Raw genomic sequence first — 12,751 nt, 5'->3', positions numbered from 1 at the left:
ACCCTTTCACCAGCCTGCCGGGGCCGTCGTACTCCATGCGTGTCACCCCGCCGTTGGCGTCGGTGACGGTGAGCGGAAGAGCCCGTCCGGGGTCGAACGTGGTGACCTCGGGGTGGCCTATCGGGTTGATGGTCTTGATGGACGTGACCGGCCCGCCGCTGTCGGCCGGTGTACCGGGTCTCGGTGACGCCGCCGTCGAGCTTCTTTCCGGAGAGCGTCCACGCAGGCGGCGGGTACTGTCGCTCGTGACCGAGCGCCGCAGTTGGCCAACCGGGGCATGCTTGTTGGCCGACGCGCGCCTGGGGCTATCCGCAGATGGTGCCGAGGTCGACGCCGGTCAGGTCACGGCTGGCGTCCCACAACCGCGCCGCTACGGAGATGTCGGTGAGGTGGTTCCAAATCCGTTCACGTCGGGGCTTGCCGCGCAAGCTGAAGACGCGCGGTCCCCACAACTGCCCTCCGCGCACGGTGGGGTCGAGCACCGCTCGGACCGCGGGCCATGCGCCGGCGTGCTTGCCCTGGACGAGGAGGGCGGCTGGTGCACCGCAGAGCCGCGCACCAGCGGTCCGCACGTGGACTGACGGCCGTGACGGGGTCAAGGAGTCCAGTGCGCCCCCGGGATGGACCACCACGCTTGCCACCGTGCTGTCGACGGCGCGCAGGCGGCGGTCGAGTTCGAGGCCGAAGTACATCTGCGCCAGCTTGGAGCGTCCATAGGTGCGCTTGGGCCGGTAGTCCTTCCGGGACTGCAGGTCGTCGAGGTCGAGCCGCTCGGACTTCGCCGCGAAGCTGCCCATGGTCACGATGCGGGCCGCCGGTGCGGCCGACAGCAGGGGCATCAGCCAGTGGGTCAGCGCGTAGTGCCCGAGGTGGTTCGTGGCGAACATAAGCTCGTGACCGTCCACGGTCTCCCGGCGCGGCGGGGCGTCGAGCGCGACGCCGGCGTTGTGGACCACCGCGTCAAGGTATTCCACATCCAGTGATTCCACCGCTGTTCTGAGCGACGAGAGGTCGGCGAGGTCCATCCGCACGGCGCGCACCCGGGCGCCAGGGACACACGAGCGGATCGAGGCCGTGGCGACTTCAGCTTTCGCGGGATTCCGGCTGCCCAGTACGACAGTGGCTCCGGTTGCGGACAACTGCTCCGCGACGAAGTACCCGATGCCGGCGTTGCCGCCGGTGACCAGGAAGACGCTGCCATCGGCACGCGGCAGCCGGTGAACATCCCAGGCGGGGACGGAGGACGTGGACGACATGGCAGCGGGGCTCCCTTGCAGTTGAAGGCGGCTGCGGCTGCCCTGCAGCGCAGCTCGGCACCCACGGTTCCAGCGGCTCCCGACACGTCGCCTACGGATCACCGACAGCCCCACCGGACGGCCGGCGTCCTGCCGACCCGGTGCCGGCCCGTCTGGCCATTGAACACGAGACGCCCCAGGTGCGGGTGCTCGTCGACGGGCGAACACCCGCGCCCGAGACCCCGCACATCCCCGTGCACCGCCTCCCACCAGGACGAATGAGGTTTTCGGCAGGGGCAGGGTCCTGGTCGACAAGGTGCTCCCGAGCCGCGCACGCGTCTTCGGTACTGACCGCCTGCACGCCCTGCTGCAGACGAAGCAGTCTCGACCAGGCCGGACGGGCGAGCAGCCTGACGGCGCAACTGCCGTGTGCGGGCGCTTCTACGGCACCCGAAGGAGCTGTCGCATCAGGTGGATGGATGTTCGGCTGAAGCCTGTCGCCCGGTACAGATGGGTGGCCCGTGTGTTCTCCCTGAACACTGTCAGAGCCATGTGGGTGTTCCCTGCGGACGCGGCATGATTTTCCGCCACCTGGAGCAGCACTCGCCCATGCCCTCGTCCCTGATACTTCTTCTCGACTCCTACGTCGTGGACGAATCCCGTGCGGCCGTCCGCGCTCCCGCCGAGGCATAGGCGTCCGACGTGCTCGCCCTGATGGAAAAGGTCCTGGAGCTGGTAGGACCCCGCTGCTCCACCCAGGCGCGCGAGGGAGGCGAGGGCCTTCCGTGCGCTGGACTCTGCGTAGCCGCCGGGCAGCCCCAGGTCGCGCAGCACTGCCGCGTACCCGCGCAGGAACCCTTGCTCCCACGACTCCCGCCCGGCCTGCGACGTGCACACGGTCGCATAGCCCTCGCCGAGTTCCGTGCCGGCCCGGTTGCCCGGGCCGACCCGCTTGCCCAGGTCGTAGGCGAACTCCTTGTATCCGGCCCGCGACAGCATCGGGAGATCACCGAACCGGAAGGAGGGAAGCGTCAGGAGAACGTGATCGCATCCTGCGCGGAACAGCACTCGCTCCGCTGCGCGCACCGCCCGCAGGGCGAGACGGTGTTCGTGATCGTCGTCCTCCACCTGGAACGAGTGGATCCTGCCGACGGGTGCTTCACCGCCCGTGGCCAGACGAAGGGACCCGACATCCCGTGCCCCCACTCGCACGACGTACTCCTCGACCGTCGGATCCACGCCTGGTGCACCCTCGGATGTCGCCTCCACAAGACGGAGATCCCCCGACCGCTCCATGTCCCTCCTTGGTTGCCGTCCCGAGCCGCATGCGATCGGTCAGACCGCGGGATACCCCAACGCAGCCAGTAGTGCCTGCGCCTCCGAAAGACCGGCTCGTGGCCCCTCGAGGGCGACCACACCGCCGGCGCTGACCACGACTTCGTCCACTCCGGCCGCCGCGTACTCAGCCACGCGGTCCTTCAGCTCGGCCGCGTCCCCGTACAGGAAGGCACCACCGTCGACGAGGGCCCTCGCCGCCTTCACCGGGTCCGCGTCCACATCGGTGTCCATGCCGGCCTGCCTCAGCATGTCCCGGTAGTGGGGCAGACCGAGATGGGCCCGGTTTCCGGCGAGGACGAGTTCTTCCGCCGCCCGGCCGGCCTTATCGAGCGCGGCAGGCACCATTGCGACGACGCGCGGGACTGCACGACCGCGAGTGGCCGCCCCCTCTCGCAGCGCCGGCAAGATCACGTCACGGATGTATGCGGCAGGCGCCAGCCAGGTGATCGCGACATCGGCCATCTCTCCGGCAAGCCGCGCCATCCCGGGCCGGAGCACGCCCAGGCCCACCTCGACCCGGGGGCGAGTGACCTTGGGGAGTCTGCCGTGAAAGGAGAAGTACTCGCCCGTGACGGCCACCTCTCCCCCGTCCAGCAGCCCTTTCAGGATGCTCACGTACTCCCGCACCGCCCCCAGCTGGCTTCGATAGGGCGCGCCCAGAAGCCTCTTCTGGAACGAGACGCTGCCGGGACCGTAGCCGGCGACGACCGGGTGCCCGGTCGCGGCGGCCACCGACTGGGCCTGGACAGCCGCGTCGTAAGGATGCCGCAGCGGCATCAGCGACACACCGATGCCCGCGGGAACCGGAAATCCGGCCGCCGCCGCGTGAATGAACGGATGGTGTGTGTCGCCGCTCAGTACCTGGCCGAGCCAGAGCGTGCGCCCGCCCCTCGACTGAGCGAGCGCGGCGTAGGGCAGGACGGCCTGCATCCGCGCGCCTCCGACGGGCATCATGAGCGCGATGTTGGGCGTCATCGTGTTCCTTTGCACATCAACCCCCATATGTACAAGAGAGATCCGGCCGCGATCACAGCGGAACGGACGGCGAGGAGAAGATGAACTTGGGCTTGACGCCCGGATCGTAGCCACCGCTCTTGACGACGACGAACTGGAACGCCACAGCATTCTCCCGCTCGCTCGCGGGGTACGACGCGATCTCGGCGCGGACGTACTCCCGGAGGATTCGGTACAGGTGGTTCTCCGTGACCCCCTGGACACCGGCGGACGCGACGACTCCGCTCAACTTGCCGCAGACCATGAGAACGGACTTGACGTGCCGCCGCTGCGGGGACCACAGGACGGAGGTCCAGCCCCTCTCGTACGGTTGCGACGGCCGCTGCCACCCCCCGGTCGAGCGGTCGGCGCGCACGAGGCGGTAGAGCACGACGTAGTCGTGCTGTGCGGGGATGGGCGCGAAGAACCGCCAGTTCGGGATGAGGCCGAGACGGTCGAACCGCCGCAGCCCATCGAACACCCGGTGGGGGTGCTGGCTGAGGACCGTCGCGGTGAACCAGCCCGCGAGAGCGACCCGAACGGAACGGTCGAGAACACTGCGGCTCAACGGTCGGCCTCCGCCTCGTAGAGGTCATGCAGAAAGCGTCTTGTCCCATGGACGATCCTCTTCGCTCCTTCCTGGTACGGCACTGCTTCTCGCCTGACGTCGTCGAGGACCGTGGTGCCGGCAAAGTCGGGCAGGTCCATGAGCTCCGCGTGCATCTCCTGGTATGCGAGGCTCTCGGCGTTCCTGGGGCTCGACATGAGCAGGGACACCGGGACGGGGACCTTCGGTACCGTGGCCGGCTCGGCCAGTTCACGATGTGCGGCCCGCCATTCGCGTTCAGCCGCGGTCCAGGTCGAGGCCGCGCGGTACTGATCCAGGCAGAGCGACCTCACACGTCGGGGGACCTGCTCGATCCACGGGGGCGCCAGCAGCAGCGGGGAGAGGCCGGAGCGCAGAGACCGCGGCATCAGGGTGAAGCCGAACCCGGTCTGCTCGGAGAGCGATCGAAGCAGCTTCGACCGATGCAGTTCGCCGGGGTACCGGGGATCGATCACCACCACTCCGTCGACCAGCTGGGGCGCGTCCGCTGCGGCCCGCAGGGCGAGGAGCCCGCCGAGTCCGTGGCCGACCAGCACCACGCGACGGCCCCCGCAAGTCACCCGCACGAGGTCCACGGTGTCCTTCACGAGCAGGTCGAGGGTGAACGCGACGGTGCTCCCGAGACGGCTCCTGCCATATCCGGCGCGGTTGGCCGCCAGGACCGAGAAGTCCTCGCCGAGCGCGGCCTCGACCGCGCTCCATCGCTCCACGGTGTCGCCCAGATCCGGCAGAAGCACCACCACGGGATCCGTGGCGAGCGCCGGGCGAGTTGGACGCCGGAACCGATACGCGATGGTGCTGCCGCTGCCGGTGCGTACGAATCGCTCCGAACCGGTTCCCCACGCGACCCGGCGGGCCGTCCGCCGCTGCGCGACCGCTCCTGTGAGCAGAGCAGTACCGAACACCGCGGCAATCAGGCGCGGCAGCGCGTCATCCCTGGTGTCCACGGAGTCCCTCCGCTGTGCCGATCCTGTTCGGCCGCGTCACGTAAAGGACCGCGGGATAGGTGGAGAAGAAGGCCCACACGAAGCGCGAGAGCCCCATGACCCGGGCATTGACCAGGTGGAAGGAGCCGGAGACGGCCAGCATGAGAGGAGCCGCCCTCCCCTTCGCCACGAAGATCACGGGGAACGCACACTCGAACAACAGCACCCCGTGGCTCACGTACTTCGACAGCTCCGGGAAACGCTGCGTGAGCCGGTACGCTCCCTCGTCGCCGTAGATCTCGGTCCGGAGGATGCCAGGCAGTGCTTCGCCCGAACGCCAGCCCGGCCCGGCGAGCTTGGTGACGCCGGCGGCGAAGTACGACAGGGCCGACTGGAGTGCGATGAACCAAAGGCAGGCGTCGACCACCTTCGGTTGCCGCTCGCTCAGCCGGGCCACGGCAGCGACCCCCTGCACCGTGAAGGCCACCTGGTCGGATCCGTCCGTCCCGAAGTGCTGGCGAGGATTGACCACCAGGGAGGACAGGGCGAGGAAGGACCCGGCGGCCGCTCTGGTCCGGCGTCCTGTCGACGGCACCACAAGCGTCGCCGCCGCGGCCACGCGGGCGATCTGAATCGACCGGCTCACCCGCGGCCGGCCGACGAAGTCCAGGACCCGTTGTACCGGGGGAGGCGCCCACGCGAACTCCTCACGGACCAGGTCCCAGTCCACGAGGGGCGCGTTGCGCGTCCGGCGCTCGTTCGTCAGCGACTCGAGAGCTGCGACCAGGTGCGTGATCGCGCTGATCTGCTCGGTCGTCGTCAGTGCGCGTGCGCGGCCCGGCCGCGGCACTCGAAATCTCCCTGACCACCGCATGTCTGATTTCCCCACCTGTTCCGATCGTCCGCCGGGCTGCTGTCAGGCCAGCAGGAGCGCCGCGTCCCACGGCGCTGCCTCGGTGCTTCCCGAGGCGTAGGCGTCCAGTGCCAGGACGACGCCGGTGGCGCCGTCGAGGAAACCCGGGAGCGCGAGCGTCGTCCGCCCGTCTTCGTCCGGGTATCCGAACCCGAAGGGTTCCCGTTCGTCGTAGAGCCGGAGAACCACATCAGCGATCTCTTCACGAACGCGGTTCACCTCCTCGGCACGTGGCCCCGTCGCGAAGAACTTGAGGCAGTTGAGCGCACCGGCCCAGCCGTGGCAGAGCCCGGCGCTGCGCACCGGCCATCGGCTCAGCGGTACGCGGACCATGGATTCCACGGCCGAATGGGCCAGCAGGCGCAGTTCCTCCTGACCTGTCGCGTCCGCCGCGAGACGCAGCGCCGAGGCGATACCGAGACTGCCGTAACACCACGCCGTTCTTCCGCTCTCCTCGTCGCCCTCACCGGAAAGCCACGCGTCCCATGAGATGAAGTCGGGCCAGAAGACACCGTGCTCCCCCATCCGGGCACGATCCTGGTAGACGGCGGCCAGCATCTCTATCGTTTTCAGCTGACCGGGTACGGACACCCCCTGTTTGTGGGCGAGGGCCAGAAGTGCCAGCGGGCCTGCGATGCCGTGCGACATGCCGAGGTTCAGGTTGCCGGCGCGTGGCGAGGCGACGAGCCCGCCGCGCGGTCTCGTCAACGTCCAGTAACCGGGAATGTGGTGGCCGTCGACGGAACGACTCGTTCCGAGAGCGACCAGTGCCTTCAGGACCGACACGAGGGTGTCCCGCATCGGGGCGCCCCTCAACAGGGCGTACCGGCCCACGCCCGCCAGACCGCTGATGGCGTCGAAGCGGGCCCGGTCGCCGATGGGATCGCGTTCGACGGAGGTGCACACCGCTGCCACGATGGCGCCCAGGGAAGCGTCGAGCCCCTGCAGGGCGCTTCCGTACCCGCTGCCACTTCCACGGCACAGAAGGATCGACAACGCCAGGCCACTGAGCCCGGAGTGAAGTCCGGGGTCACTGGCCGGACCGCGCTGCAACAACTGGACGGCCGCGGTGAAGTGCCGGTGTGACACGCGGTCCATCCGCAGGCCGGGAGGTGCGCAGTCGCCGAAGAGGAGGGCCACGCCGGGCAGCCCGCTGCCCAGGCTCCGCGTCTGTGCCTCCAGTTGCGCCGGGGTCGCGCCGTCGCCCAACGAGTCCGTGAACGTCCTCACGACGGACGCGGGGTCGACGAGCCTGGCCGAGACGTTCTGGCAGACTCGGCGCACACTGCTGGTTCCGTCGGTCATCGGTGTCGCAGCCTTCGCGCCGCATGGCCGAGCAGGATGAGGCTCCGTTCCTCGTTCTCCGGGTTCACGCCGACGAGACGGTTGTGCTGCATGTGGAGAAGGCTGGAGATGGCGTAGTTCTGCTGCTTCTCGGAGAACCGGGACGGATCCCGCGAGATGCACTCGCCGTAGCCGCGCGCAGCAGCGTTGTCTCCCCAGGCCCGTACCAGGTCGAGCGCCGGAAGACGTTCGGTGACGCTTCGTGCGACGTCCTTGGCCGTCACGATCCGGCACACCTCGTCGATCTGGTCACGCCCGACGGCCCCGTCCCTGGACTTCATGAACCGTTCCGCCGCCCATGTGGTCCAGTCCACCCCGAGGGCCTCCAGCAGGGACGCGTAGCCGGCCACCAGGACAGTGTTCGCGGCGGCACCGAGGGCCTGGCCACGGTTCAACAGACGGATCTGGTTGACGGCGACCTGACTGTCGACGCAGAAGATCCTCTCGGCGAGCGACAGCGCCTCGGGCCCGCCGTAGCGCTCGGTCTCCGGCTCGTAGGATTCGGCACTGACGCGGCGGAGGAGACCCTTGCGGATGAGTGCCCGCAGGTTCTCGTGCAGCCGCTCGTGCATGCGTCCCGTCGTCCTCGCGTCGGCGCTGTGCAGACGCAGGCGGATGTGCGGCTCCGGATCGTTGAAACGGATGAAGAACCACTGGTCGGCCAGATCGGCCATCTTCCTTATCACTTGCGGCAGATGGCGTGCGATCAGCTCGTCATGGGTGTCGAGGTCGGCGTACAGCCGTACGTACGCCCAGTCGCCGCCGAGACCGTGGTGCACGGGCTCGATCACTGCCGGCGGGTGCGGCGGCCGAGGATCGTCCGTGCCGGCCCTCCCGCGCAGCGGAACCACGATCTCGTTGGACCGGCCCTGGAGCCAGCCGAAGTCCTCCTCGCCCCTGCCCGGTCCCTCCATCAGGGTGATCCCGCCCTTGAGCAGGTCGCGGCGGAGGATCTCGCGGTGGAAGGCGTCGTCGAGGTCCAGCACGTAGACGCGGTCCTGGTCCACGACGCCGACCCGTCGGTCGACGCGTGACGCATCCCGCCACCGCGGGACCGCCTCGTGCCAGGCCGAAGGGTCCCCTGCGGCCTGGCGCAAGGCAGGGGTTGCGCGCCAGGTCTTGGGAAAGGCGACGACCTTGCCGATACGGACGCGCGGCAGCATGGGCAGCGCGTCGTGCCCCTTCCAGTTCCATTCGCGCCAGGCCTTCCGGCCGCTCGTGTACCGCAGTTCGCTGAGAAACCTCGCCAGGTTCGGCGCGCCCCCCTGCAGCGCGAGCATGTGCGGGACGAAGGGATGCACCTCCATGTCCTCACGCGGCCAGTGGAGGCGGAGCCTCGTTCCGTCGGAGTGGACGACGAGTTCTCGCCAGTCGACGGGACGGCCGCCGTCCTCCCGGCCGACGAAGGTGCCGATGGGGAGGGTGAAGGGGACGAGGCGCGGCGTGCGCATCACGTTGCGGGCGCGCGCCGAGGTCGGCTCGAAGAAGACCTGCGCGTGAATACCGGAGGAGTGGCCGGATGGGTAGAGCGCGGCAAGCCGGTCCACACTGCCGGTCAGTTCCGCGAACCGCCCCATGGTGGCACCCATGACACGCGCGCCCACCAGCGGTGACGAGACCAGCTCGAAGTCACCGGCGTTCAGGGCGTCGGTGTTCCGGGCCCTGAGCTGGAAGCAGAGATCCATGTCGTACGGGGGTGCCTGTGTGCTGTCCGCGAGCAGTTCCACATCGGACTCGTCCAGGACGACCTCTCCGTCCGGGTGTGTCAGTCCGCTGTGCAGCAGCACGGCCACGTGTTCCTCGCGCCGCGCCTGGCGGAGCTCGTCCTTCGTGCCCGTGACGTCGGGGAAGACCCGGGAGTTGACGAGGGGGTGGCGGTAGCCGGTGGGGAAGCCCAGGCCTCGGTGCGAGTCGATGAGCTGTTCGAGCCGGACCGCCCCGTACTTGCCGTAGCGGTCCATGAACGCGTAGAAGTACGACACCATGTGCGGGTGCGAGGGCTCGTCGGGGGTGATGCGCCACATCGAGGACGCGTACGCCTCGATCTCCGCGAGCACGCCGGGCGGGACAGCGGCCCGGATCCCCAGGTCCAAGTCCACCTGGATGGCACCCTTGGCCGTCTCGGCGAGACCTTTGGCCGTACGGGAGGCTGTCCTGAGCTCCTCGATCCCTTCCGCCGAGTCCGGGCGCTCCTCGTAACGCCGCAGGCGGGTGCGGAGCTCCCGCATCGTGTCGGACTCCGGACAGGTGCCGTCGTGCGGCAGCTCGTCGAGGAGGTCGGAGCGCAGCGAGGTGAGCAGGACGCCGTTCTGCACGAGCCCGAGGAGGTAGCGGTCGACCTGCTCGGCCGGGGTATCGGGCAGGGTGCCGGCCAGCCGGTCGGCCAGCTCCGCGTACCGGATCGGCTTCGCCGCCGTCTCACGGACGGTGGCCAGGAGCGGTGTCATGCGGATGCTCGCCTGGCCGCTGCCCTTCTCCCCCGTGCCGTCCGGGGCTTGCGTGCTGGGCAGCACGAGCCTGTCCCCGCGGACGTAGCCCAGGTTGGTGACGACGACGGTGAGCGAGTGACGCACGCTCGGGTACGTCAGCAGGGTCCGCGCCACCTCGGAGAACCATGCCTCGTCGAACCGTGCTCTCACACGGCGCTCTGTGTGCTCCACGCGCGCAGTGCCCGCCGTCTCCAGAACGGAGACTCCGGCGTGCAGGCCGAAAGGTGTCGGCCGGCCGGCTATGCGCAGGGCGTACTTGGTGAGCGAGACGGCCATCTTCATCAGGCGCTTCCGCGGCAGTTCCGCGCCCTCGAGCAGCCGTTCCAACGTCTTGTCGAGAGACGGGCTCGACACCGCCACGGCGTCACGGAGGCGTCGGTCCGATGCCAGGAGCCGGATCTGAGCCAGGAGATCCATGTCGCAAAAGTCGTACGTTTCGCTCGCCGGAGGCGAGGGAATTTCGGCCGGGCTTTGAGAAGTGGCCACCGCACGAAGCATCAGCGGTTCCCGTGACGTGAAGTAACCCGCCTTCATCCCCTGCCTCCATAAGAACGAGCCGCCAGGCCCGCGAAAAGAGGACTGAGCCTCTTCTCGCAGGCCTGGCATTTCCGAATATCCCTCACGGGATGATTACGCGCAGCAGGTGCGCCAACCGTTGGAGGTGCTGGACCCGTTGCCCATGCTGTCGACCGCACAGCTGTACATCTGGTCAGCCACGTCGCCACTCGACATGAAATGGACGTCGAGGTCGAGGTCGCTCAGTTCCTCGTCAGCCGCTGCGATGAGGAGATCCGTGCTCATGATGCAACTCCTGTTCATAGTCAGGGCGTGCGTGGAAAGTAACGGATATTTCCCGTGGCCCAATGGCCCGTGCCCCTGCGAGGAAGAAATATCTGCTACAGGTTTCCACGCCGAACGCCAGAACTTTCCGCTCAGGAACCTAAGTGCCGATGATCATACGTGTCAACACCTTTCAAAAGGAAGGAGAGATTCCCCGGACTATGTCCCATATGCGAACATTGGTCGCGGAGGTTGCATTGCGCCACTCCGCCATCAAAATTCATTGAACACTTGACACCCGACCTCCCCTGTGAAAGACGCCGCCGTTACTTCGCTCGCTCGGGCGGTCACCCATAGGGGCAATTCCGTCACTTCAGTCTTCGCACTGGCAAGTCGGAGAATGAAACGCTACGGCAGCCCGGAGTGGGAGCGATTTCCGGCCAGAAAGATTCCCCCATCCCCACTGAGAACGTAAAGGTCCTGGCAACCGGGAAGGTTCCTGTGCGGCCAACCTCGCCGTTTCGGTTGAGGTGATGAGGCGTCGTCGCTGATCGTCAGTTGTCGGGTCGGCGACGCGATTTCAGTGCTCGGGCATGGTGAAGTCCCGGCGCAGTGGTCGGGTTCTCCAGGTCCTCGGGGCGTGGGCAGTCATGGGCTTGCCGGTCAGCCGGCCGGGCGGGGCAGCGCGGCGGAAGGCCGCGGCGAGTTCGTCTCTCCGAGGCCATGTCGCTGCTGTCCGCAAGTGCGGACGGCGGCCGCCGCGGGTGAGGCGTGCGGCGCCGTGCGGCTTCTGCATGTTCTCGGCCCGGCCGTGCGAGGATCCCCCGATGCCTTCACCTCTGGACGTCGCCGTTCCTGCATCCGCCGAGATCGAGGCACTGCTCACGGCCGCTGTCGGTGCCCGGACCACTGTCGAGCGCATCGAGCCGCTGCATCATCCCTGGGTGCTGCGCGTCCACCTGGTGGAGGCGACCGGACTCCCCGAGACGGTCATCGTGAAATGCCGCCGCCCCGAGGGATACGGCCTCCGCTCCGCTGAGGAGCTGACGCGGTGCGAGCACGCCGCGCTCGCCTTCATCGCCGACGACCTCCGCCTCGACCTCGCACCGGGCCTGCACGCCGCCTCACCGGACTCCCGCCTGCTCGTGCTGGAGGACCTGTACCCGCGCACCGAACTGGCCGAACTGCTGCACCGCGACGGCCACACCCCGGCTCTGGACGCCGAATTGACCGCCTTCGCCTCCTCGATGGGCGAGCTGGCCGCCGCATCCGCCGACCGCGCCGCGCTGTTCAACGCCCGCCGCACGGCGCTGGGCACCGGCGCTGACCGGCTGGGCGACTGGGAACACGCCTACACCGGCCTCTGGCGGAACGGGCTCGGCCGGGCAGCCGCCTTCGGCGTCCCGCTGCCCGCCGCCGCGGAGCGCGATCTGGGAACGGCCGTGGCCGAACTGACAGACCCCGGCCCATTCCTGGCCCTGACCAACGGCGACACCGAGTCACACAACTTCCTGACCGGGCCGAGCGGCGGCGGCAAGCTGATCGACTTCGAGGGGGCGGGCTTCCGTCATGCCCTCACCGCCGCGACAAGCTTCGCAGTCCCCGGCCCGAACTGGTTGGGGGTATCGGGGCCGAGCCAGGTCAAAGCGTTCCGCCGAGCCCTTGCCCGGACGGTCCCCGAGGCCGAGGACGACCAGCGGTTCGGCTTCGGCCTGGCTTCGGCTTCCATGGTCTGGGTGATGATGCGCACCGGCCGGCTCACGACACTGGACGCACACAGCCCCGGCAACGACTCCCGCACCCAGATGGTGGCCCTGCTGGAATCCGGAGCCCGCACCGCCGAGGCGTACCGGGTACTCCCCCACCTGGCGGCCTGGTGCCGGTCCACGGCGGCCCTGCTGCGCCGCCGCTGGCCCGACACCGACATCGACACCGCCGCCGTCGCCCCCTACACCTGGCGTGAACGGTAGCGCGGACAGCCGGGCGGTCACCGCCGTGGAAGTGCCGATCATCCGCAGTGGTTCAGGGCACGGGTGAGTTCGCGGTTGGCCGCCCGGGACGCTTCGGGCCGTGGCAGACCGTCCCACGCTTCGGGCTGTGGCAGACCGTCCCTGAAACGGCACGCA

At 68.7% G+C, this 12,751-nt stretch carries 10 protein-coding genes; 1 reads left to right on the top strand and 9 read right to left on the bottom strand.

The window, feature by feature from the left end:
* Positions 1 to 305 precede the first annotated feature (305 nt).
* The 9 genes from ACWCQ6_RS14360 to ACWCQ6_RS14320 form a co-directional block, all read right to left on the bottom strand.
* Complete coding sequence (locus tag ACWCQ6_RS14360) at positions 306 to 1,256, bottom strand: SDR family NAD(P)-dependent oxidoreductase (protein WP_451088927.1); 951 nt, start codon at positions 1,254 to 1,256, stop codon at positions 306 to 308.
* Positions 1,257 to 1,676: 420 nt separating this feature from the next.
* Positions 1,677 to 2,474, bottom strand: coding sequence for a GNAT family N-acetyltransferase (locus ACWCQ6_RS14355; RefSeq protein WP_451088925.1), 798 nt, complete (start codon positions 2,472 to 2,474; stop codon positions 1,677 to 1,679).
* 96 nt (positions 2,475 to 2,570) lie between these two features.
* Positions 2,571 to 3,548 (bottom strand): LLM class flavin-dependent oxidoreductase, encoded by a 978-nt coding sequence (locus ACWCQ6_RS14350; protein ID WP_451088923.1) that lies wholly within the window; start codon positions 3,546 to 3,548, stop codon positions 2,571 to 2,573.
* A 52-nt stretch (positions 3,549 to 3,600) separates the two neighbouring features.
* Positions 3,601 to 4,134 carry a hypothetical protein gene (locus tag ACWCQ6_RS14345; RefSeq protein ID WP_451088921.1) on the bottom strand — a complete coding sequence of 178 codons (534 nt, stop codon included), beginning with the start codon at positions 4,132 to 4,134 and terminating at the stop codon, positions 3,601 to 3,603.
* The gene (locus ACWCQ6_RS14340; RefSeq protein ID WP_451088919.1) at positions 4,131 to 5,120 is read right to left on the bottom strand and encodes an alpha/beta fold hydrolase; all 990 of its coding nucleotides are present in this window, start codon (positions 5,118 to 5,120) and stop codon (positions 4,131 to 4,133) included. Before ACWCQ6_RS14340 ends, ACWCQ6_RS14345 begins: the two co-directional genes overlap by 4 nt.
* Entirely contained in the window at positions 5,104 to 5,949 is an 846-nt protein-coding gene (locus tag ACWCQ6_RS14335) for a hypothetical protein (RefSeq protein WP_451088917.1), read from the bottom strand. Before ACWCQ6_RS14335 ends, ACWCQ6_RS14340 begins: the two co-directional genes overlap by 17 nt.
* Positions 5,950 to 6,015: 66 nt before the next feature.
* The gene (locus ACWCQ6_RS14330) at positions 6,016 to 7,317 is read right to left on the bottom strand and encodes a lanthionine synthetase C family protein (protein ID WP_451088915.1); all 1,302 of its coding nucleotides are present in this window, start codon (positions 7,315 to 7,317) and stop codon (positions 6,016 to 6,018) included.
* A complete protein-coding gene (locus ACWCQ6_RS14325) occupies positions 7,314 to 10,262 on the bottom strand; it encodes a lantibiotic dehydratase (RefSeq protein WP_451088913.1) in 2,949 nt (982 codons plus the stop codon). The genes ACWCQ6_RS14330 and ACWCQ6_RS14325 overlap by 4 nt, the downstream gene beginning before the upstream one ends.
* Before the next feature lie 213 nt (positions 10,263 to 10,475).
* The gene (locus ACWCQ6_RS14320) at positions 10,476 to 10,646 is read right to left on the bottom strand and encodes a hypothetical protein (protein ID WP_177328114.1); all 171 of its coding nucleotides are present in this window, start codon (positions 10,644 to 10,646) and stop codon (positions 10,476 to 10,478) included.
* A gap of 806 nt (positions 10,647 to 11,452) precedes the next feature.
* Between ACWCQ6_RS14320 and ACWCQ6_RS14315 the strand changes: the two genes are divergently transcribed.
* The gene (locus ACWCQ6_RS14315; protein ID WP_451088911.1) at positions 11,453 to 12,595 is read left to right on the top strand and encodes a hypothetical protein; all 1,143 of its coding nucleotides are present in this window, start codon (positions 11,453 to 11,455) and stop codon (positions 12,593 to 12,595) included.
* Positions 12,596 to 12,751 lie beyond the last annotated feature (156 nt).

It is taken from the genome of Streptomyces sp. NPDC001880 (assembly GCF_053594575.1).
The sequence above is the reverse complement of the archived record's forward strand: the minus strand, read 5'-3'. Positions and strand labels throughout refer to the sequence as shown.

Bases quoted from the DNA above. Each gene is read 5' to 3' on its own strand.
- ACWCQ6_RS14330 (WP_451088915.1), bottom strand. From the start codon at position 7,317: ATGACCGACGGAACCAGCAGTGTGCGCCGAGTCTGCCAGAACGTCTCG.
- ACWCQ6_RS14360 (WP_451088927.1), bottom strand. From the start codon at position 1,256: ATGTCGTCCACGTCCTCCGTCCCCGCCTGGGATGTTCACCGGCTGCCG.
- ACWCQ6_RS14315 (WP_451088911.1), top strand. From the start codon at position 11,453: ATGCCTTCACCTCTGGACGTCGCCGTTCCTGCATCCGCCGAGATCGAG.
- ACWCQ6_RS14325 (WP_451088913.1), bottom strand. From the start codon at position 10,262: ATGGATCTCCTGGCTCAGATCCGGCTCCTGGCATCGGACCGACGCCTC.
- ACWCQ6_RS14350 (WP_451088923.1), bottom strand. From the start codon at position 3,548: ATGACGCCCAACATCGCGCTCATGATGCCCGTCGGAGGCGCGCGGATG.
- ACWCQ6_RS14320 (WP_177328114.1), bottom strand. From the start codon at position 10,646: ATGAGCACGGATCTCCTCATCGCAGCGGCTGACGAGGAACTGAGCGAC.